At 58.3% G+C, this 21,441-nt stretch carries 20 protein-coding genes and 3 pseudogenes; 11 read left to right on the forward strand and 12 right to left on the reverse strand.

The genetic code is table 11. The features are described from left to right. Positions 1 to 3: 3 nt before the first annotated feature. The 4 genes and pseudogenes from J2X71_RS07925 to J2X71_RS07940 all read left to right on the forward strand — a co-directional run. Positions 4 to 135, forward strand: coding sequence for a hypothetical protein (locus tag J2X71_RS07925; RefSeq protein ID WP_310380864.1), 132 nt, complete (start codon positions 4 to 6; stop codon positions 133 to 135). 283 nt (positions 136 to 418) lie between these two features. Next, entirely contained in the window at positions 419 to 1,837 is a 1,419-nt protein-coding gene (locus J2X71_RS07930; protein ID WP_405049689.1) for an NfeD family protein, read from the forward strand. Next, positions 1,834 to 2,607 (forward strand): slipin family protein, encoded by a 774-nt coding sequence (locus J2X71_RS07935; RefSeq protein WP_310380869.1) that lies wholly within the window; start codon positions 1,834 to 1,836, stop codon positions 2,605 to 2,607. Before J2X71_RS07930 ends, J2X71_RS07935 begins: the two co-directional genes overlap by 4 nt. A 3-nt stretch (positions 2,608 to 2,610) precedes the next feature. After that, a pseudogene (locus J2X71_RS07940) lies at positions 2,611 to 2,823 on the forward strand (8-amino-7-oxononanoate synthase); the annotation flags it as partial. A gap of 85 nt (positions 2,824 to 2,908) precedes the next feature. On the opposite strand, the gene J2X71_RS07945 reads toward J2X71_RS07940, so the two are convergent. From J2X71_RS07945 to J2X71_RS07965, 5 genes are all read right to left on the reverse strand, one after another. Further along, a complete protein-coding gene (locus J2X71_RS07945; protein ID WP_310380871.1) occupies positions 2,909 to 3,478 on the reverse strand; it encodes a nucleoside 2-deoxyribosyltransferase in 570 nt (189 codons plus the stop codon). Positions 3,479 to 3,542: 64 nt separating this feature from the next. Then, complete coding sequence (locus tag J2X71_RS07950; RefSeq protein ID WP_310380874.1) at positions 3,543 to 3,704, reverse strand: hypothetical protein; 162 nt, start codon at positions 3,702 to 3,704, stop codon at positions 3,543 to 3,545. A 226-nt stretch (positions 3,705 to 3,930) separates the two neighbouring features. Beyond that, entirely contained in the window at positions 3,931 to 4,149 is a 219-nt protein-coding gene (locus J2X71_RS07955; RefSeq protein WP_310380877.1) for a hypothetical protein, read from the reverse strand. 609 nt (positions 4,150 to 4,758) lie between these two features. After that, a complete protein-coding gene (locus J2X71_RS07960; RefSeq protein ID WP_310380879.1) occupies positions 4,759 to 5,445 on the reverse strand; it encodes a glycosyltransferase in 687 nt (228 codons plus the stop codon). Between the two features lie 35 nt (positions 5,446 to 5,480). Beyond that, a complete protein-coding gene (locus tag J2X71_RS07965; protein ID WP_310380881.1) occupies positions 5,481 to 7,274 on the reverse strand; it encodes a glycosyltransferase family 8 protein in 1,794 nt (597 codons plus the stop codon). Positions 7,275 to 7,512: 238 nt separating this feature from the next. On the opposite strand from J2X71_RS07965, the pseudogene J2X71_RS07970 reads away from it, so the two are divergent. From J2X71_RS07970 to J2X71_RS07985, 3 genes and pseudogenes are all read left to right on the forward strand, one after another. Next, positions 7,513 to 7,734 (forward strand): annotated as a pseudogene (locus tag J2X71_RS07970) (IS3 family transposase); the annotation flags it as partial. Positions 7,735 to 8,117: 383 nt separating this feature from the next. Further along, positions 8,118 to 8,429: a helix-turn-helix transcriptional regulator gene (locus tag J2X71_RS07980; RefSeq protein ID WP_310380885.1), complete on the forward strand. Its 312-nt coding sequence runs from the start codon at positions 8,118 to 8,120 to the stop codon at positions 8,427 to 8,429. Further along, positions 8,422 to 9,675 (forward strand): HipA domain-containing protein, encoded by a 1,254-nt coding sequence (locus tag J2X71_RS07985; protein ID WP_310380888.1) that lies wholly within the window; start codon positions 8,422 to 8,424, stop codon positions 9,673 to 9,675. The genes J2X71_RS07980 and J2X71_RS07985 overlap by 8 nt, the downstream gene beginning before the upstream one ends. Positions 9,676 to 9,927: 252 nt before the next feature. On the opposite strand, the gene J2X71_RS07990 is transcribed toward J2X71_RS07985, so the two are convergent. The 6 genes from J2X71_RS07990 to J2X71_RS08015 all read right to left on the reverse strand — a co-directional run bounded on the left by J2X71_RS07990 (position 9,928) and on the right by J2X71_RS08015 (position 16,400). After that, positions 9,928 to 10,674: a ribonuclease activity regulator RraA gene (locus J2X71_RS07990; protein ID WP_310380891.1), complete on the reverse strand. Its 747-nt coding sequence runs from the start codon at positions 10,672 to 10,674 to the stop codon at positions 9,928 to 9,930. A gap of 22 nt (positions 10,675 to 10,696) precedes the next feature. Next, a complete protein-coding gene (locus J2X71_RS07995) occupies positions 10,697 to 11,860 on the reverse strand; it encodes a mandelate racemase/muconate lactonizing enzyme family protein (RefSeq protein ID WP_310380894.1) in 1,164 nt (387 codons plus the stop codon). 33 nt (positions 11,861 to 11,893) lie between these two features. After that, positions 11,894 to 12,991 carry an ABC transporter ATP-binding protein gene (locus J2X71_RS08000; RefSeq protein WP_310382168.1) on the reverse strand — a complete coding sequence of 366 codons (1,098 nt, stop codon included), beginning with the start codon at positions 12,989 to 12,991 and terminating at the stop codon, positions 11,894 to 11,896. Between the two features lie 10 nt (positions 12,992 to 13,001). Further along, positions 13,002 to 13,892, reverse strand: coding sequence for a carbohydrate ABC transporter permease (locus tag J2X71_RS08005; protein ID WP_310380897.1), 891 nt, complete (start codon positions 13,890 to 13,892; stop codon positions 13,002 to 13,004). Continuing rightward, positions 13,889 to 14,848 carry a sugar ABC transporter permease gene (locus tag J2X71_RS08010; RefSeq protein WP_310380900.1) on the reverse strand — a complete coding sequence of 320 codons (960 nt, stop codon included), beginning with the start codon at positions 14,846 to 14,848 and terminating at the stop codon, positions 13,889 to 13,891. The genes J2X71_RS08005 and J2X71_RS08010 overlap by 4 nt, the downstream gene beginning before the upstream one ends. Positions 14,849 to 14,921: 73 nt before the next feature. Continuing rightward, positions 14,922 to 16,400, reverse strand: coding sequence for a sugar ABC transporter substrate-binding protein (locus J2X71_RS08015; protein WP_310380902.1), 1,479 nt, complete (start codon positions 16,398 to 16,400; stop codon positions 14,922 to 14,924). Positions 16,401 to 16,607: 207 nt separating this feature from the next. Between J2X71_RS08015 and J2X71_RS08020 the strand changes: the two genes are divergently transcribed. From J2X71_RS08020 to J2X71_RS08035, 4 genes are all read left to right on the forward strand, one after another. Beyond that, a complete protein-coding gene (locus J2X71_RS08020; protein WP_310380905.1) occupies positions 16,608 to 17,318 on the forward strand; it encodes a GntR family transcriptional regulator in 711 nt (236 codons plus the stop codon). A 53-nt stretch (positions 17,319 to 17,371) separates the two neighbouring features. Beyond that, positions 17,372 to 18,538, forward strand: coding sequence for a mandelate racemase/muconate lactonizing enzyme family protein (locus J2X71_RS08025; RefSeq protein ID WP_310380910.1), 1,167 nt, complete (start codon positions 17,372 to 17,374; stop codon positions 18,536 to 18,538). Positions 18,539 to 18,607: 69 nt separating this feature from the next. Then, on the forward strand, positions 18,608 to 19,969 hold the full coding sequence (locus tag J2X71_RS08030) for a mandelate racemase/muconate lactonizing enzyme family protein (protein ID WP_310380913.1): 1,362 nt from the start codon (positions 18,608 to 18,610) through the stop codon (positions 19,967 to 19,969). Between the two features lie 17 nt (positions 19,970 to 19,986). Continuing rightward, positions 19,987 to 21,186 (forward strand): mandelate racemase/muconate lactonizing enzyme family protein, encoded by a 1,200-nt coding sequence (locus J2X71_RS08035; RefSeq protein WP_310380915.1) that lies wholly within the window; start codon positions 19,987 to 19,989, stop codon positions 21,184 to 21,186. A 16-nt stretch (positions 21,187 to 21,202) separates the two neighbouring features. Here J2X71_RS08035 and J2X71_RS08040 read toward each other — a convergent pair. Then, positions 21,203 to 21,361 (reverse strand): annotated as a pseudogene (locus tag J2X71_RS08040) (Ku protein); the annotation flags it as partial. Between the last annotated feature and the right edge of the window lie 80 nt (positions 21,362 to 21,441).

Here is a 21,441-nt window from a genome sequence, read left to right on the forward strand (position 1 = left end):
ACAGTGGAAAAGGACGTGGGCGCGAAGCTGCATGGCATCCGGGTGAGAGACGCAAGACTGAACCACCACGGATCGATCACGACGAACGGCTCTCTCGACATGTCGGCTACGACGGAACTTGCCAACAATGATTAAGGACTTCCAGCAGGTTTGACATCGAGCGAAGCGGGTCCCTTAACGGGATGTAGGTTCAAATCTTTTCCGGACTCAAGGAAGGCCGGATAGCAAAGATCTTTCTCATGAGTGGGTTCACATTGGCCGCAAAGCCTCGCAACACAAACGCCACAAGTGTGTTCAAGTGCAATACCAGTTACTGGCAACCGATCGCCTTCAGATTTGACATACGCTTTGGGATCGCCGTGGCTGGTGAAGAAACTTCTGCCTTATCTTTTGGTAAATCTGGCGTATATTTGAGTGTATGAATATTGATCGGGTGACCGTGCGGCCCCGGAGGTATTGCCGAGAGGCAATCCGTATTTTCGCTTTGGCATTGATCTGGGGTTCAGCATTCCTGTTTTCCGTCGCCACGACAGCGGGCTCGGAACGCGTCGCTTTACTGCTGCGATTGAATGGCGCCGTCAGCCCGGCGTCCGCCGACTATGTGATACGCGGCATCCAGCTTGCCAACGATCGTAAAGTGACGTTGGTCGTCCTGCAGATGGATACGCCCGGCGGTCTCGATACGTCGATGCGGGACATCGTTCGGGCAATCCTTGCCTCGTCTGTGCCGGTCGCGAGCTACGTGGCTCCGAGCGGCGCCCGCGCGGCCAGTGCCGGCACTTACATCCTCTATGCCAGTCATATCGCCGCCATGGCGCCGGGTACCAATCTGGGCGCCGCAACACCCATTGCTCTCGGTGGGAGTGGACAAGAAAACGGCCAGAACGGCGACAGCAAGGAGCGACAGTCGCCCAACGCTGCAGAGGCAAAGGCAGTGAACGACGCTGCTGCCTATCTTCGGGGGTTGGCCGAGTTGCGTAATCGCAACGCCGACTGGGCGGAAAAGGCGGTACGCGACGCAGCCAGCCTCTCATCGACTGCGGCCGAACGCGAAAAAGTCATCGATTTCGTCGCGTTCACCGTCGACGAGTTGATGGCGAAAGCCAACGGTCGCACGGTACGGGCAGGAGGAACGGACATCCGGCTTGATACGACGGGCTTCGCTGTCCAGAGCATCGAGCCTGACTGGAGAACGCGCCTGCTTTCGGTCATCGCCGACCCGAATGTCGCACTCATTCTGATGGTTATCGGCATTTACGGCCTGATATTCGAGTTTCTCACGCCCGGAGCGGTTATCCCGGGAACAGTCGGCGGCATATGCCTGCTGCTCGGTCTCTACGCCTTGGCAATGCTACCGGTCAGCTATGCCGGCATCGGCCTCATCGTGCTTGCGGTTGCTCTCTTTGTCGCGGAGGCGCATGCACCGACATTCGGCGTCCTCGGCCTCGGCGGTGCGGTCGCCCTCATCCTGGGCGCAACCATTCTCTTCGATACGGATGTGCCCGATCTGGAAGTGAGCCGGCAGGTCATGGTTGGTATCGGTGTTTCAGCCCTCGCCTTCAGCCTCATTGTCGTTCGCCTTGCATTCGGCGCGCGCCGGCGTGCCGTGGTGACCGGTGCGGAGCAGATGATCGGCATTTCAGGGAAAGTCTCCAGTTGGACGGGCACGACCGGCTACGTTGTCGCGCATGGAGAGCGCTGGAGCGCCGCCTCCGCCGAAACGCTCGCGGACGGAGACGACGTGACGGTCATTGCCAGAAATGGGCTAACCCTCGAGGTCACCCGTGATCCCGGCAAGAATCAGCGACCTCAAGAATGCAAGGAGGAGCGCACATGACCATGATTGGAGGTTTCATCTTCTATATCGTCGCAGTCGTCCTGTTATTGATCATCCTGGCGAACGCGATCAAAATCTTGCGCGAGTATCAGCGGGCCGTCGTCTTTACGCTTGGCCGATTTACCGGCGTGAAAGGCCCCGGATTGATCCTACTTGTTCCCTACGTACAGCAAATGGTGCGAGTCGACCTGCGCACGCGCGTGCTCGACGTCCCCAGCCAGGACGTCATCTCCCGTGACAACGTTTCGGTTCGAGTAAGCGCGGTGATTTACTTCAGAGTCATCGATCCGGAGAAGTCAGTGATTCAGGTCGAGGATTTTATGGCAGCCACGAGCCAGCTTGCCCAAACGACGTTGCGCTCGGTGCTCGGCAAGCACGATCTCGACGAGATGCTCGCGGAACGCGACAGGCTCAACGAAGATATCCAGAGAATGCTCGACGCCCAAACAGACGCGTGGGGCATCAAAGTGGCCAATGTTGAGATCAAGCATGTTGACATCAACGAGTCGATGATCCGTGCGATTGCCAGGCAAGCTGAGGCAGAACGCGAGCGACGTGCGAAAATCATAAATGCCGAGGGCGAACAGCAGGCCGCGGCAAAGCTGGTGGAAGCGGCTGAAATGCTGGCCAGGCAACCGTTGTCAATGCAGCTGCGCTACTTGAGCACGCTGAACGTTATTGCCGGGGAAAACAGTTCGACGATCATATTCCCGTTCCCCATGGAACTCATTCATCTCCTGAACGGCAAGGCAGACAGACCAACTGAATGAGCACATGAGGTGCACGAAGCGGAGCGGCTGCGTTTTTCGGGATTGAAAGGGCTCTATTTCGGCAGCGGATTTGCGGCCAATGTCGCGCCCTTCTCGTCGCTGCCGCAACGCGACGATCTGATCGTCCATGATGTGCTGATCCATCCCAGCGCCCGTGACGTCATCTCGGCCAGCAAGGCGAAGGCGGCTGCCCTACCGCACAACGACGTCTACGCTGATTACCTTGATAACGACGCTGCGCATGCAGAGAACCCGAAAGGTTTACCCTAAACCAATCCATCAAGTGCCGGGATTGAGCACTTTAGCGCAGCTTCTCAACGGCGACGGCAAGACACGTCCTGAACGCGGCAAGGTCCGTATAGAGCGCATCCCGCGCTGCGTCTCCGATGATGAGGACGCCACCGCGTCGCTCAATCCCGGCGTGCAGCATGAGATTGTCGGCCAGGCCGAAATCCTCGATCGCAATCCCGTTCGGGTCACGTAGTCGACCTTCCGCATCATACGCGACGGCCCCGCCATAAAGATCGCTCACTCGTCCGCTGTGATCGCGTGCCACATTCGTGTAAGCGAATACAGGCTTACCGCTTGCGCACATGAAGCCGAGTTCGAAGGCCGTCCCGGTATCGGCGGCAATGCCACGAAAGGGCGTCAGATTGGCGATGATTGCGTCAGCCTGGATCATCATCTTCTCGTCCACCGCGTTTATCGCTGCGGCCCGCTCGCGCTTCGAGTTCGTGTGCGGGATTTCCAGATCGCCGGGTGAGAGCGGGAGAAGTCCGGCCTCACGGGCAAGTGCTGCCTTGCGGTCGAGGATCTCACGGGCGTTGGGAAGGAAGACCTCGGGGCCAGCGAGATAAACTTTTCTTGTCATAAAATTGCACCTAAAAGTGATGGGCTCGGCAACTGATACGTTCTCGCTGTACAGCGAAGAAGGATCACAATCCAGTGGGCGAAAACCGCCCACCGGCGCGGCGCGTATTGGCGCGTACAAATCGCGCTCCGGCGCTGCGGCCGGAAATGTCGGGACGGGACTTCAGCGCCCCGAACCAATCCCATTCCCCCATAACGTCGATGACATCCTCAAAGGTGGAGGGCATGCGCGACTTCGCGCTGATTGTGATGATACTTCGCCTTCAAGCTTCCATGTGATCTCCGCCGGATGGTCCCGCCGGAGCGCGCACCCCTCTGCCGCGTCGAGGCGCCTTCTATCCAGCTCAAATTTTGAAACGAACGTCGGGCGCTGACCGATCCGCTGGCCAACTCGGCTTGGGTAACCTTCGCGGCTTTTCAGTCGGCACCAGCCGACGCTGAGACGTTGAGCCGCTATTGAGGCGAGAACGACAAGATAGTTGACAGTAAAAGAATACCGGATGTTGCAAACAGCGAGCCTGTCGCGCCTGGGTCGTGCACAATTCCAGCAACATGACTGATGAGAGAGGCAAATGCTGCTGCCATCGCGATTACGGTTGCCGCACTAAGGAAGATAAAGACGGCTACCAAGCCATCCAGCACAACTTCAACAAAGGGGTTTCCATCGTTCACGATAGAACCTCCAGGCCCGCTGCGTTACATGTCGCAACGCATCCTCCGCGAAAAAATTGCAAGCTGCAACCCTGCATCGTCAGGCTGGTGTGGTACGGCCGATGCATCATCAAAGGTGTTTCGGCGCGTCTCCAAATTTCGCGCGCAACGCAGCAATGGCTTCGGTACCTGAAGTATGGTGCGTCCTCCTATCGCCGTCATCGACCGTGAAGTTTCTTCAGCTTGTCGTAATGATCCTCGGCCGCTCGGAAAGCCTCACGCGGTCTCAGCCCAGCCTTGCTGCGGCATGGCTCTGTGCCGGACCTCGAACGCAAATCCGCCCTACAGCGCCACCAGTTACTTTTGCCGCTAGTCGTAATGTCGAGCTGAATTCGAGCGACGATTTCCCGGCCGTCTTAGCCCGCGAAATCCTGTTTGCCTTTTCCAGGCCAGGTTTCACACCATGGGTATTTCAGACGAAAGTCGGAGGACATTCCGTTAGGCAGGCCGCTGGAGAGAACACGATATTGGATAAAACCTGGGGCAAGGTCACCAGGCCTGCTCGCCCCGAAGTTACTCCGTTTTTGGAGACTGGCCTTCGGTAAGCGCCCCATCCGCCCTGCATGCCGGTCAGCCACGCTGCTGGACGTGTAGCATGCGCTCGCGTGTCGCGAACCATTCCTCGGCGTAATCGTCGCTCCTGTATTCGTCGAAATAGGGTCCGCCATCTGTGAAATGCACGATCTTCGCGTCATCGCGCTTGTCATATTCGTTGACAAGATAGTTCCAGGTGATCGGTAACTCGCCGATCAGATCGTCACCGTCGAGCCACTTGAACTGGTGCAACTGCAGCCCGGTTGCGGTGTTGACATAATCGGGCGTGAGCGCCCTGCATTTCGTATTGTTGAAGAGGATCAGGCTCGACCAATTCTTCTTTTCGTATTTCGTCTGCACCTGGCCGAGAAACTTCGTTTCGATCTTCGGCTGGTAATCGTGCTTCACGCACATGACGGAATAGCGCTCATCGCGCAGCGCCCAGAGTTCGGCAATATCCGTCCGCGCAAGCATGTCGCAATCCATGAACAGGCTCCATCCCTCATACCGACTGAGATAGGGCGTCAGGAAGCGCGAGAAGGAGAACTCGGTCGACTGCAGGGCGTTGCGTTCACGCGTAAACGTGCTTTCGATATTGTGCAAGTAGATCGGCGTGATTCTCACCGGCACGCTCGATTTTTCCAGAATGCTTTGCGACAGCACGTGATGGGCGACAACTTCCTTTGAATCAAAACCAACATAGATGTTGACGATATCGGCCATATCAATTTCTCCTTGGGACGAATTATGTGTTGCCTTCAGGAAGCTTGCTTCTTTGGGCGGTCGAGCGCGCGCTGCTTGCGGGTTTTTGGCCGCGCCTTGCGGAAGGCCTGATCGAGCGCGCGTTGCCATTTGGTTAGTGACATCAGGCCGTCGATGAGGGTCAGCGCGTGATCGAGCCGCGTGGAGAGTGCATCGTTGATCGCCGCCTGGATCTCCTCGCTTTTCGCATCCGGAAAATGCCGGGTCAGAAGATCGAAGCGTGGCGGCCGGGCATGTTCGGCGCTGGCGATGACACCTCTTCGCGCCAGAAGCCTGAAATAGATCCGCTCGAATGTCCAGTCATGAACGTCGAAGACCTTCCAGCGCGCGCTCCGTTTCCCGGAAAATCCGGCGAGCACAATCTTCGGTGTCAGCTGAAGCTCCCGCATCCACGCAACCAGCGCAAAGCCGCTCGTCGGGATCTTGTCCGGCGGATAGTGCTCCGCCATCAGCGTCTCGAGATCGCTGTACATCACTATCGCACCGTTGAATGCGCCGACGGGGCTGAAGCGCTCTTCTGGTGCCGTACGGATATTCAGAACGCCGAGAAACTTGTCGGAAGTGAAGAATTTCAGGACCTCGTCCACCTCCCGCCGATGGACGATATTGGCGCCCATCATGCCGCTGCGCGCCACAAGAATGGCATGCCCGGGGAAACTGTCGTCGAGAACCTTGTAGACTTTGTTGAAGAAGACGAACAACGCATTGCCGGGAAGCTCCGTCCGCATCCGCTGCGGATCAAGCGCCTCGCTATTGGCGACCAGAACAATGTGCGAATAGCGATTGAAGAATGCGCGCCACGCATCGGCGCCCTGTGTGTGAAAGACGTGGCTTCCGGAATTTTCGGATCCGGGGTTCCTTTCGGCCCTAGGGACCCCACTCGCGGCAAAATGTGCCTTCAGTTGCTGGGAGCGGTTTATCGCGCCGACGCGCTTGCCGAGCGCCAGGAGATAGTCGGCAGCCTTTCGGAAGCCGCTGCGCTGGCTGACAAATCCCGACCACGGCGTTTTCGAAAGCATGTTTGAATAGATCTCGGCATAGACCGACTGCCCAGCCTGCACCGAAAAATGCCACGGCTTGCGACGTCCGGTGAAATGCAGGAGCACAGCATCACGGATATACGGCATGATCCCGGTCTGGACATTCCACCGGTTGTCCAGCCGTTGCCACGTCCCGCGAAAGACAATATTGAGAATATCCTGGTCGTTGGAGGCAAAGCATTGCCCTGATCTGAGCAGCGAACGTGCCATCTCGAAAAAGCCGCCGGCCCGGACGGCGGCGCAATCCATGAGAAAGACGCCGGCATTGAAATATCCCGCCCCCGGGTCGAGGCCGAGTTCCCGCTCCAGCCGTCCGATCTTGTCGGGGAAGGCAATGAGGTAGTCGTCAACCGCACCGATCGCCTTGCCGTTGAGATCGACATCGAAGAGTGGATCGACATTGCCGACTGCCAATATATCCGCATCAAGGTAAAGAACGCGCTCCAGCTCCTCGCCCATCAGCTTGTCGAGATAGAGGCGCGCAAGCGTCGACTTGTGCCAGCGGCCTTCCGTCTCGGGCGTATCGGTGGGAAAGGTGAAATCGATGATGTCGATATCGATGCCGTTGACGGCGTTGAAGGTCGCAACCCGAGCTTTCTGGTCCTCAGGCAAATCGATGCCGACAATGATCAGCTTGATATCGTTCTTTTGACTGTTGCGTTCGACAGATAGAAGCGCGCAGCAGGCTGCCGGAAGCATTCGCGCATCCGTGAACACGTATATGGCCTTGCTGCGTATGTGAACCGACATCCCAATCACCTGAGATATGCAGTATTGAACGACGCCAAAAGCCTTGCCGATATTGGATATTCAATAAAAGTTCTGGAAAAGCCAGATATATTTTCCGCATTAACGATAAAATATTTGCGCAAAGAGATTTTTGTCAACGCCATCAAGGTTTTCTACCTTTTGGCATTCGCCGCAGTGTCACCGACAAGCGGCCGGGTGAGGAACGCACGGCCCGCGTGAGCGCAGGCGTCAAGGCTAGGGGATCATCATGAACCTGAAGAAGCTCTGGCGTCTCTATCGGGAAGAGAAGCTGACCGTGCGCAAACGTGGCGGTCGCAAGCGTGCCTTGGGAACGCGACGGCCTTTGGCATTGCCGTCGCGTCCCAATGAGTGCTGGAGCCTCGATTTCGTCAGCGACGCTTTCACGGATGGTCGTCGCTTTCGGGTCCTGGCTGTCGTTGACGACTTCACCCGCCAATGCGCTGGTCGCCGTCGCCTCGGCGCGGCTACGGGGAAGGAAAGTGGGTGACATACCCGCGCTCATGCTTTGCTTGGTGACATTTCGCGACAGTGTTGCGGCCTGTTCCGGCGACCGTGGTAGGAAGGTCGGCGAAATGAGATTGCCGCCGTTGATAAGAGATGCGGCCGCAGACGCCGCCTGCAGCGGGGTCGTCGCGACGCCGTGGGCGAGTTTTACGGTCGTGGCGCTCGCGCCGCAATCGCATGACTGCCACAATAAATGATACATAAATGGATCAAACTCGCTGATATGATCCCTATTGGTATCTTCTTTCTCGACGATCTCGGCGAGTTAGGATATTTATACGTATCATCGCGAAGAAAATGATCTGTTTAGGTGTTACGATGAAGCCGGCATCAGAAGCTCTTCTGGAAATAGGTCAACTGTTGAAGGCAGCCCGCAAAGGCCTGGGGCTCACTCAAGAACAGGTCGCCGAGATGGCGGGCATATCGCGTCCGCGGTATCGCGAAATCGAGACTGGAAGCAGCGCGGCCCGCACGACAACCCTGATCAACATTGCTCGTGCGCTTGGTCTCGAACTGATGCTCATTCCGCAGGCAATGGTTCCGGCGGTCGGTGCTCTATTGCAGCCGCATGATGACGACGATGATATACCTGCCTTCTTAGCCAGCTCTGACGGTGACGCCGATGCCTGAGGCTCCTATCGATCCAAGATCCATCTCATCGCTTGAGGTGTTGCTGAACGATCTGAAAGTCGGTACGATTGTCAGGACACCTGGCGACTTCAACGCGTTCAGCTTCGAGGAAAGTTATCGCGCGACAGGCGGCTTTCCTGTGCTCAGTCTCTCTTTCCGAGCGGCAACCGGAGGGTTGCGCAAGGATCCCAGGCCGGTAGCCAGAGCTTTGCCGGCGTTTTTTGCCAATCTTCTTCCAGAGGACAAGCTGCGCGAGGCGATGGAAAAGCACCATGCAGGCAGTGTCCGCGCCGGAAACGATTTCGATCTGCTTGTCGCGCTCGGGTCGGATCTTCCGGGTGCCGTCCGCGTCGTACCGACCGAAGATACGATTGCTCGTGTCGACGATCTATTCCGTCCCAAACCGAAGGCCCGGTTTTCGCTCGCCGGCGTGCAGATGAAGCTCTCTGTCATCAAGAACATGGGTAAGGGTGGCGGCCTGACTATACCGCTGGGGGATGAGCAGGGTTCGTATATTGCCAAGTTTCCGTCGACATCGTTTCCCGGTGTCTCGGAAAACGAATATGCCAATCTCGCTTTGGCTGAAGCGATCGGCATGGACGTGCCGGAACGCGAACTCGTGGAGCAATCGGCATTCGAGGGAGTTCCGGAAGAGTTCGAAACGCTGTCCGATGGAAAAGTCCTTCTCGTCAAACGCTTCGATCGCGGCGCCGGCGGCGAGCGGATCCATATCGAGGATTTCGCTCAGGTGTTCGGTATCTATCCTTCGCGCAAATACCAAGGCGCGGCTTATCACGATATTGCCGCAGCACTTGGTGTTGCCGTCTCGTCCGTGGCTACCCTCGAATTCGTCCGCCGGCTGGCTTTGGCCGCCATCACCGGCAATGGCGACATGCATCTCAAGAACTGGTCGCTGATCTATTACGGTGCGGGTAACAAGCCGGCACTAGCTCCTGTTTACGACGTGCTCTCGACCGTTCCATATATCCCGGTGGATGCCATGGCGCTGTCGCTTGCAGGAGAGCGCTCTTTCAAGGCGATAAACGTCCAGCGATGGAAGGCCTTCGCCAATCGAGCACGCCTGCCGGAAGCTGCCGTGCTTAAAACGGTGACCGAAACCGTTGAACGCGTCAACCAGTTTTGGTGGTCGCTGCCAGAGCGTGAGGTCGTTCCTCAAAAGGTGCTCGAGCGGATTGATGCGCACGTGAAGCTCATGACACCGATCCTCGGCACCTGTGCCGATTGACATGGCCATCATGTCATACGATTCAGGAAACATCGCCGACCGAGATCACCCCCCGCGCCAATTCACCTGTCGCTTCTTTACCTTTTTTCACAGGGCATCGTCGATGATCCTGAGCGACGGGACTTCCTGGACGATAGTATCATGACCTGTAGAGGCGGCAGGAAATCTGGGTGGCGAAATTCGACTCCGTGCTTTTTGTGTAGACGCCGGCGATACTCCAGGAAGTTCTCCGCCGCCTAGGTAATCCATTGGCTAAGTTGTTCCCAGCCGGTTTGTTTTGCGCCACTCTTCGTACTCTGCGCGGGCATCGTCATGCAGCGGATAGTAGCGCTGCAACGACCCGCCTCCCATAAGCTTCACTCGCGAGAACTCCTCCCAATCGTGATGCTTTTGCGATTCTTCGATTACCTTCGAGGCCATTGCGACTGGAAGCACCACCACCCCGTCATCGTCGGCGACAATGATGTCTCCGGGGATTACCGTGACACCGCCGCAGGCAATCGGAACGTTGACGGCGTTTGGATAGATGCCAGTCTGCACATGATAGTTGGGCGTCCAGCCGCGCAGCCATAAAGGTAGATCTAGCTTCTCGACATTAGGCCGATCGCGCATGCAGCCATCGATCACGATGCCAGCGCCGCCTCTTCCTTTGAAATAGGTCGACATCATGTCGCCGAAGACGCCCGAACTCATGTCGCCGCGCGCGTCGACCACGACCACATCGCCCTCCTGCGCGTGATAAAGCACATGGCGGTGCAACTGCGTCTCCGGATCTGCATATTCTCCCTCGGTGAAGAGGTCCGGCCGCTGCGGCAGGAATTGAAGCGTCAGGGCCGGGCCGACAATCGATTTCCCGCGATTCTGCGCCACGGGACCGACCATGTGCGGATTGCGGAAGCCCATGTGGCCAAGCGTGCCGGAAACCGTCGCGGCGCCGATTTCCTTCAGTGCGTCGATCAGCTCTTTGGGCGGTCGCGTAATGTCGGGCGTGTGCGTCATTTTAGGCTCCGGGTGAATGAAACTACCAGTTTGTGACAGAACCGTCGCGGCGCTTCAGGTGAGGCGCTTCCCAGAAACGAAAGCTCTCCGCCTTGACCGCCTCTTCGTTGACCTCGACGCCGAGCCCCGGCAGATCGCTGACCGGATAGTCGGGGCCGTCTAGCCGTGGTTGCACGGGGAAGAAGTCGGAATTATCGAAGCCCAGCGTTGCTTCGGGCGCCCTTGTCTCGAGCCAAGCGAAATTCGCGACCGCGGCGGCGAGATGGATGGTCGCGGCCGTGCAGACTGGGCCGAGGGGATTGTGCGGCATCAGGTCCACATAGTGCGCCTCGCTCCAGCCCGCGACCTTCATCGCTTCAGTAAGCCCGCCCACATTGCAAACATCGACCCGGTTGAACTGATGGATGCCCCGCTCGATATAGGGCAAGAACTGCCACTTGCTGGCAAATTCCTCGCCGATGGCGAACGGGATGTCGGTCATCGTGCGCAGGGATTGGTAAGCCTCCGGCGTTTCGTCTCGTATCGGCTCCTCGAGGAAATCAAGCACGCCACGGTCGAGCTTGTTGCAGAAGCTCGCCGCCTCTGCCACCGACAGCCGATGATGATAGTCGATGCCGAGGACGACGTCGTCGTCCAGCGCTTCACGCGCCTTGTTCAGCATTCGTGCGGTAGGCCCGATCGACTCCCGCGGCTCAAAGATATCCCTGCTGTTTTGCCCGATGGGGAAGAAGCGGATCGCCTGCCACCCTTGGGCGCGTAGTTCGCGGGCCCGTTCGATGGCAACATCGCCCTCGGCCTCGTCACCGGTCGAGGCGAAGGTCGGAATGCGGTCGCGCTGCTTGCCGCCCAACAGATCGTAGGCCGGCACCCCCAGCGCCTTGCCCTTGATGTCGTGAAGGGCAATGTCGATGGCCGAAATCGCCGCCTGCAGAACCCGCCCACCTTCGAAATATTGGCTGCGATAAACTTCTTGCCAGATCCGACCAATCTGCATCGGGTCGCGGCCGATGAGAAATTCGCGATAGTGCTCGATCGCGCCGGTCACGGCCTTCTCGCGCCCGCTCAGGCCGCTCTCGCCCCAGCCGAAGATGCCATCGTCGGTCTCGACCTTGACCAGCATCTGATTGCGCGTTCCTACCCATACTGGATAGGGCTTGATCGCCGTGATCTTAAGCTTCGCAGTCATCCACGCCCTCGTTTCACACGCACCCGCACGGTCTTAGTTGGCCTTGAGCGCCATTTCTGTTTCGCCGTCGAAAAGATGCATCCGTTCCTGATCGAACTCGAGCCAAATTTGTTCGTCGGGCGCCACCGCAATGGTCGGCGGCACGCTGACGTTGACGATGGCGCCGGACAAGAACGCCTGCACGAAAGTGACGTCTCCGGTCGGCTCCACCGTGTAGGCCTTGGCAGGGACGCTTCCAGGTATCGCACTCTTATGCAGCCTGATCGTCGAGTGTCGTGCGCCGAGCACGACTTTCTTGGTTGTTGCCCTCGAGACCTTCTGAGCGTTTTCCGGCGAGAGTTCGAGGCGCCAGCCCTCCGCGCTCGTCAACACAGTGTTGCCGTTTGCCGTTGATGCCTCCAGCGGAACAAGGCTCATCGCCGGGCTGCCGACGAAGCTGGCGACGAACATGTTCACAGGATGGGCAAAGACCTGCGCCGGTGTATCGTATTGCTGCAAGTAGCCGCCGTTCATCACCGCCATCCTGTCGGCCATGGTTACCGCTTCGAGCTGGTCGTGCGTCACGTAGATGATCGTCGCGTTGAGGTCCTGGTGGAAACGCTTGATCTCGGAGCGCATCTGCACGCGCAGCTTTGCGTCGAGGTTGGAGAGTGGTTCATCCATCAGGAATACCGCCGGATCGCGAACGAGGGCGCGGCCCAGCGCCACGCGCTGCTGTTGCCCGCCCGAAAGTTCGCGCGGCTTGCGCTCGAGCAGTTGCGTCATGTCGAGCACGCGCGCTGCTTCCTTGACCTTCTTGTCGATCTCGTCCCTTGGCAGTTTGCGCATCTGCAGCGGGAACGCCAGATTTTTGTAGACCGATTTCTGCGGGTAGAGCGCGTAGTTCTGGAACACCATTGCGATGTCCCGGTCCTTGGGGTCGAGGTCGTTGACCACCCTGTCGCCGATGACGATATCGCCAGATGTGATGGGGATGAGCCCCGCCACAAGATTGAGCGTGGTTGTCTTGCCGCAGCCTGAGGGGCCGACGAGTGCAACGAATTCGCCGTCGTTGACCGTCAGCGAAACATTGTTGACAGCTTTGAAGCTGCCATAGGTCTTGACCAGATCTTTGAGGACCACGTGGGCCACCGGCAACTCCCTAGTGCTTGACTGCGCCTTCCGTGAGAGCGCGTACGAAGTATCGCTGCAGGACAAGGAACAGGACCACGACGGGCACGCTCATCATGAAGCTCGCCGCCATCAGGCCCGGAAAGTCCGTTGTATTTTCCGAGAAGAAGCGCTGAATGCCGACCGGCAGTGTCAACTGCTCGTTCTTGGAGAGGAAGGTGTAGGCGTAGATGTACTCGTTCCACGCTCCGATGAAGGAATAGATCGCCGTGGCGATGATTCCTGGCGCCGAGAGCGGCATCACGATGAGGACAAAGGCCTGGAACCGCGTTGCGCCGTCGATGCGCGCAGCCTGCTCGAGTTGCACCGGGATGTTGTCGTAGAAGCCCTTCAGGAGCCAGATTGCCAGCGGCAGGCCGAATGTGAGGTAGGTGAGGATGAGCGACCCATGCGTGTTCACCAGCCCGATCGCGCGCATCAGGATGAAGAGCGGCACGAGAAAAATCACTGCCGGGAACATGTTGCGAAGCAGGACGGCGAAGAACAGAAAGTTCCGGCCCGGGAAGGTGAAGCGCGAAAACGCGTAGGCCGCAGGAACTGCCACGATCACCGAAAGGATGGTCGTGGCGGTGGAGACGAAAAGGCTGTTCCAGAAGAAGCGGAGGAAGTCCTGGCCGACGCTGTTTTGCGGATCGAGCAGCTTTTGGTAGCTGGCAAGGGTCGGTTGGTCCGGCCACCATTGCGGCGGGAATTGCATGGCCGCGAAGCCGGACTTGATCGAGGTGATCAGCATCCAGATCATCGGTAATGCGGTGTAAAGCAGCATGAACACGAGGAAGATGCGTCCGCCCCACCGCCATCCATCGATGCGGGTACGGCGACGCGCCTGGCTCCGACGAGCAGTCTCGGCAATCGCGCTCATTCGTTTCCATCCTTCCGTTCATTGCCGCTTAGCGCACGGACGTAGAAATAGCCGAGCGACATCAGGATCAGGAACAGCAGCACCGAATAGGCTGATGCCACGCCCCAGCGCTGGCGGCCGAAGGCCAGCTCATAAATATGGGTGATCCATATATGCGATGCGTTCGACGGACCACCGCCGGTCATGATCCAGGGGATGATGAAAGAATTGAAGTTGGCCACTGCCAAGAGAAGGATCGTCACCGTCGAGACGTTTCTCAAGTGCGGAAAGGTGACGTGCCAGAACCGTTGCCATGCATTGGCGCCGTCGACCTTTGCTGCGCGCAGCAACTGATCGGGAACCGTCTGCAGCCCAGCCATCATCATGATCATAGCAAACGGAAACTCTCGCCAGATATTGACGACGATCAGCGAGGGCAGCACCGTGCTGACGCTGTCGATGAAATTCGGCGGTCGGTCGGCCAACCCGAGGCCGACCAGCACCGCGCCAATGATCCCAAAGTCCGAATGGTAGATCCACTTCCAGATATAGGACGCGGCGACCGCGCTGATGACCCAGGGAATGATCAGGATGGCCCGCAGGATGCCGCGGCCGATAAAGTCGCGATGGAGCGCCAGGGCACAGGCAAATCCGAGCACAAATGAGACAAAAGTGGATGCCAGTGTCCAGATAAGAGTGTTCGAGGTGACCGTCCAGAACACCGGACTTGTGAGAATGGCGACGTAGTTGTCGAAGCCGACGAAAATCTTGTCCCGGAGCTGAAGGCCAGGTGGTGTATTAAAGAACGACAGCTCGATCGTGTAGTAGATAGGGTAGGCTATAACGATGAGCATCACGGCGATCGCAGGAAGCACATACGCGTAGTCAGCGCGATGCTCCCAAATCTTTCGCAGCACGCCGGACCTATCGGGGTGCAGTCTTCGGCGAACCTCGGCCTTGCCAGTCAAGATCGTCACTGTGCCCTGCCCTTATTCTTCGGAAGAAACCGGCTGCAATCGAGGCGCAGCCGGTGAGATCGGCAAGCCTGGACTAGAGTCCGCCGTCCGTCAGGTCTTTTACCTTCTTGGCTGCGTCGTCCGCTGCTTGGTCGACGGTCATGGCTCCGGTCAGGGCATTCTGCAGCATGTCCGGGACGATAATATTCATGATCTCGGGAGACTGTGGCAGCGCCGGGAAGGGGATTCCATATGGCAGCATCGAGGTCGTGACATCAAGGAACTTGATACTGTCCAGCCGTTCCTTCATCCATTTGGTCTTGAAGCCGTTAAGGTTTCCCGGGTTCGAGCCGGCATAGGCCATCTTCAGCGACCATTCGGGGCTCGTCCACATGCAGATGATAGCCTTTGCAGCTGGCTCGTCTACCTTGCCGCCCTCGACATATTCCGGCTTCAGGATGTGAATGTTGGAGCCGCCAAACACGACGGCACGCTTGCCGTCGGGGCCGGTCGGAATCAGGCCGTAGCGCATGTTGTCGATGACGGTCTGCGCCTTGTCCTTGTCGCTGCCCGTCGTCTTCTTCTGGAGGTCGAGCATGACGTTATAGTCGGACGGGTGCGAGATCATCATGCCTAGCTGGCCAGCCAGGAAGAGGGGCTGGTTGTCGGCCTGCTGGTTGGTGAGTGCCGAAACCGGAACCGACTTGTCGCGAACATACATATCGTAGGAGGCTTGCAATGCCGCCTTGCTCTGCGGGCTATTGAGCTCGACCTCTTTATAGGTTGGGTTGGCGGTAGCTTCATCGAAGACGCCGCCGCCATAAGCCCACAGCTGCGGCATGAAACGGTACGGCGTATTGCCCGCATTCTTGCGCGCCACGAGGCCGTAACCGGCAATGCCGAGCCTGTCGTGGATCTGCTTGGAATCTTTGACGACGTCGTCCCAGGTTGCCGGAGCCTTGTCCGGATCGAGGCCTGCACGCTTGAAGATGTCGGCGTTCCAGATGAACGCCATCGTCTCGTTGTTGGTTGGAATGCCGTAGGTCACCCCGTCCCAGGTTACAGCCTTCATTGCGCCGGGCCAGAAATCCTCGGTCGAATACCCTACATCCTCGGGTTTGAGCGGCTGCAAATAGCCCTTTGCGGCGAACTCGGTGCCACCAAGGATTTGCAGGCGGACCGCCATGGGCGCTGCATTGCCAAGGAGTGCGGTCCGGAACTTGTCCAGCAGGTCGTTATAGGTGAGGGCTTGTTCCTCGAGCTGGATGTTCGGATAGGTTTTGCGAAAGGTCTCGAAGAAGTCCTTGTAATACTGGCGCAGGAGGTCGGGGTCGCCCTCGAAGACGCCCTGATACCAGAAAGTCAGTCGCCCCTTATAGTCGAGCGGAGTGACCTTGGCGCAATCGCCGGCCGTGTCAAAATCTTGTGTGCCGGCGATGGAGCGAACGTATTCCGGCGACCACTTGCTCAGGTCGACCGGCGCACCCATCGCAGACACGGACATCAACGATACCATCAAAGCAGTCGAGACAGTGCCGCACAGGATGGCACGGCCGAGTGAAATCCTCGTCATAGGTAACCTCCCAGGTTTTCTCCCATGCCGCTCCGCATCGAGGCGAGCGGTCTTTGCTCTCCGGCCGCGGGACTTCCCCTAATGTATCCCTTCGACCTGATCATACGTTTTCAGATCGTAGATTGCCTGTCAATCAGAGAAATCGTACATTGTTTAAAGAAGCTTCGCGTGATATCCGAACAATGTGTGTATTCATTGGGGACAATTTTGGCCGAAACGAGCGATTTTAAAGCACAGCCACCCGAAGGCATCGACGCTATCGGGGCCTCCAGTGAGGGCGCCTCGCTTTATCAACTGATCAGGGATGACATCATCGAAGGGCGGCTCGCTGCCAACGAGCGGCTTGTTGTCACCGATCTCGCCCGGCGCCACGGCACCTCGACCAACCCCGTGCGCGAGGCTCTGCAACTGTTGCGCGGGGAGGGCTTCGTCACCTTCGTCCCCAACCGCGGAGCGCGTGTCCGGCCCATAGATCAGGATTTCGTTAGGGACATCTATGAGATCGGGGTCTTGATCGAGCCGGCACTGACGAAATGGTTCGTGAATATGGCCACCGTCGAGGACATTGCTGAACTCGAACGCATCCAAGGCCTGATTGAAGAGAACAACTTCGCCGACCCGTTCAGACACAGCGAACTGGACACCGCCTTTCACACGGTAATGTACCAGAAGCACTACAACCGCCATGCCGCCGAGCTTTGGTGGAAGCATCGCGAAGTGCTTCGAGCCGTAAGTCGGCGTTTCGACTTCACGCTCGCCCGGCGTGCCGCAATCCTTAGCGAGCATCGCGAGCTCATCGCGCATGTAAAAGCGGGACATGCGAACGAGGCAGCCGAACTCATTGCACGCCATGTCGAAGGCTCCGGCCGGCACATCCTCGAGCACATGCGTGCGCGTAATGCCGCTCGAGCAGGATAGAATCCACAACCTGAATATAGTTATCCCGACCACTTCAGTTAAAGGCAGTTGAGATGAAAATCACCAGCGTTCGGCCGTGGTTAATCAGATCCGATGCTTCCTATTGGGGAGAGTTCCTGTTCGTCGAAGTGACGACTGACGACGGGGTGAGCGGCTGGGGAGAGATCACCACCACCACAAGGCTTGCCAATCGCGCCCTCTGCACGATCCTTCGCCAGATCGGTGCCGCTTTGACAGGCGAGGACCCGGCGCGGATCGAGTATCTGTGGCACAAGATATTCCGTAGCTTCACTTATATGGGCAGTCGCGGTGCGGCAGTCGAATGCGTAAGCGCCATCGATATCGCCCTTTGGGACATCCGCGGCAAAGTTCTCGGCAAGCCGATTTACGAGCTGTTGGGCGGACCGGTACGCGATGAAATTTCGCTCTACACCCATCCCAACCAACGCAAGTTTACCAGCAAGGAGGCTGTGGTCCAGGAAATTCGAGACATCGTCGACTCGGGCCACACTGCGCTCAAGTTCGATCCTTTTCCCCAGCAGGGTCGCACCGCCGGCGGAGAGGCTCGCGAGCAGCGGGACGGCTATCTCGATGGCAGCATGACCCGCAAGGATGAGCGCGAAGCCGCCGAACTGACGGCTCTGATCCGCCAGACGGCGGGCGCTGATGTCGACATCCTCATCGATGCGCATGGCCGGTTCGACGTTCCCACCGCCATTCGCCTTTGTCGGAGCCTCGAGGAAGCTGGTCAGATCGACTGGTTCGAGGAGCCCTGTCCACCGGAGAGCCTCAACGCTCTCAGACAGGTCCGTGAGAAGGTCAGCGCCGCGATCTCGTGGGGCGAGCGCGGCCACACGAAGTGGGATTTCGTGCCGGTGCTCGAAAGCAGGCTCGCCGACTACATCATGCCTGATGTCACTTGGACGGGCGGCATTACCGAACTCAAGAAGATTTCCGCGCTCTGCGAAGCCTATTACATCCCGGTCTCGCCGCATGACGCTGCAGGGCCAATCAACGTGGTTGCGGGAGCGCAGGTGATGATGACCGTTCCCAATTTCTACAAACTTGAAACGTCGGAGTGGAACCTGGGCAAATACGATCACCTCATCGACAGACCACTCGATGTTTCGAACGGCAGCCTCAAGCTTACGCCCAAGCCTGGTCTCGGCGTCGAAATGAACCGCGACTACCTTCAAAATCACGAGATAGAGCTCGACTAGCTAGCAACGCTCTACGCCGCCTCAGCGTGCGCGACGACGAGCTCCCCCCGACCAGAACGAGGATAAATCATGCCAGAGGCACATGGAGCCGACGAGGCGCTCAATCGGGTGAACACGCATTCCAAGCCGTCCGACCTTCGCATCACCGACATGCGGGTCGCCGAAATTGTCGGCGCGCCGTTCACCTCAGTGCTGCTTAAGATTTACACCAACCAGGGCATCGTCGGGCTTGGCGAGGTGCGCGACGGCGCCAGCGCCACCTACGCACTGATGCTGAAGAGCCGGTTGCTTGGCGAGAACCCTTGCGACATCGACCGCCTGTTTCGCCGCATCAAGCAGTTCGGCGGGCACGGCCGGCAAGGCGGCGGCGTATCGTCGGTTGAAATCGCGTTGTGGGATCTTGCCGGCAAGGCCTATGGCGTCCCTATCTACCAGATGCTCGGTGGCCGGTTTCGCGAGAAAGTGCGCGTCTATTGCGATACCGACGCTACCGTGCCGAGCGGTACTGAGACCGGTAAGCGCCTCAAGCAGCGCATGGAGCTCGGATTCACCTTCCTCAAGATGGATTTGGGATTGATGCAGATCGCGGATGTGCCCGGTGCGGTCGTATTTCCTGCCGGCTCACTTGAAGGATACCGCGACGGTCCCAGTCGCGGGCCGCTGAAGACCATTGAAGAGCGGCGTCTCCGCAACGCTTCATACGATTTGCATAACGTCCCGCACCCGTTTACCGGCCTGCACTTTTCCGACAAGGGCCTCGACCTGCTTGAGCAATACATCGCCGAGGTTCGTGAAGTTATCGGCATGGATGTGCCGCTTGCGATCGACCATATCGGCCATATCTCTATGCAGAACGGCATTCGCCTTGCCAGGCGAATTGAAAAATACGTGCCAGCCTGGCTCGAGGATGTGATCCCCTGGCAATATACCGAACAATACCGACAACTGCAGGACGCCACCACGATACCGATCTGCACTGGCGAGGACATATATCTTAAGGAGGGTTTCGAGCCTCTGCTCAACAGCGGTGGCGTCTCCGTTATCCACCCGGACCTGCTCACCAGTGGGGGCATCCTCGAGACCAAGAAGATCGGCGATATGGCGCAGGACCGTGGTGTCGCCATGGCTATCCACATGGCAGAAAGTCCAATCGCCGCGATGGCCGCGGCACATGTCGCGACCGCGACCGAAAATTTCATGGCGCTCGAATACCATTCCGCCGATGTCGACTGGTGGGACGATATCGTCACGGGCCTTCCCAAGCCGCTGGTCAAGAACGGCTTCATCACTGTTTCGGATAAGCCGGGCCTTGGGATTGACGATGTCGTCGACGAGGTGATCGCGCAGCATCTGCAGCCGGGCGTCACCGGCATTTGGCAGCCTACCGATCGCTGGGACGATGAGTATTCCTGGGATCGCACCTGGAGCTAAGGCGAAAAGGAACGAAGATGAAGATCACCGATCTGCGCTGCGCCGTTATCGGCAAACACCCGATTGTCCGCATCGTAACCGACGAGGGCCTTTATGGTTTGGGTGAAGTCGAGTTCACCAAGTCCTACCTCAAGCCCTTTGTGCTGCACTTCCGCGAGGCGCTGATCGGCGAAGACCCGACCGATGTCGAGAGAGTAATGCTGAAGATCCGCCAACGCGGCTCTTTCAAGCCGTACGGCGCGGCGGTGAGCGCTATTGAGCATGCGCTGTGGGATATTGCTGGCAAGGCCGCGGGAATCCCCGTCTATAAACTGCTCGGCGGCAAGGTGCGGGACAAGGTGCGCGTATACAACGGCTCTGTCCGCCAGAAACGCACGGGCGACCGACCGGAGGATTACGCCGCTGATGTCAAATGGATGATGGAGCAGCCGCAGAACTTCTTCATGGTCAAGCAAGGAATCTCGTTCCACTCGAACATGAAGGACACCATCGAGGACTTCCACTACGGCGTGACGCAGAAGAAGGCCGGTTATCACGGTGCCATGGATCAGGGCGTGATCAGCGAGCGCGGTTTCAATCACATGCTCGACTGCGTGATCGCGATGAAGGAAGTGCTGGGCGACAAAGTCAGCCTGGCGCTCGACTGCGGCCCGGGCTGGATGCTGCCCGATGCGATCAAGTTCGCTCGCGCAGTCGAGAAGTACAATTTGATGTGGCTCGAGGACATGCTGACTGGCGACTACGTGCCGTGGGTCAATCCGCAGGCCTATCGGGAACTGACAACCTCCACCTCGACGCCAATCCACACTGGTGAGCAGATCTACCTGCGGCACAATTTCAAGGAGCTGATCGAGACGCAGGCGGTGCGCGTCATCGGCCCAGATCCGGCCGATATTGGCGGCATTGCCGAGCTTAAATGGGTCGCCGAGCACGCCTACATGCACTCGATCCTGATGGCACCGCACGGCACCGCTAACGGTCTGCTAGGCCTCGGCGCGTTGATCAATGTCTGCGCCACATTGCCTGCAAATTACATCGCGTTCGAATATCCGAGCGCCTCCGACCCCTGGTGGGAGGATCTGGTAATCGGCTTGCCGCCGCAGATCGTGAAGGACAGCATGGTGGACCTGCTGGAAGCGCCGGGGCTCGGCCTCGATATCGACGCTGAAGGGGCCAGGAGATATCTCAGGGAAGAGGATGCGGGCTTTTTCGACTGAACCTCCGTCCACCTGCCGTGCCCATCTTGTCTGGCGCCAGGTAACAGGGCTTGTCGAAATAAGTGGTATCGATCTGTAAACGGAGAATGAAGGCCTCGATCTTCAAGGTCTTGTCGCCATCGGGTACGGCGGCGACCTCTTCCGGCGCCAGTGCGATATACTGGCCATTCTCGATAGCCCTCTTCTATGTCATCACCTGCGGCTGGATGATGTGGAACTGGCTGGCGTCAGGACTGGCAAGTAGCGCGATGTATG

It is taken from the genome of Rhizobium sp. 1399 (assembly GCF_031455475.1).
Lineage (GTDB): Bacteria > Pseudomonadota > Alphaproteobacteria > Rhizobiales > Rhizobiaceae > Rhizobium.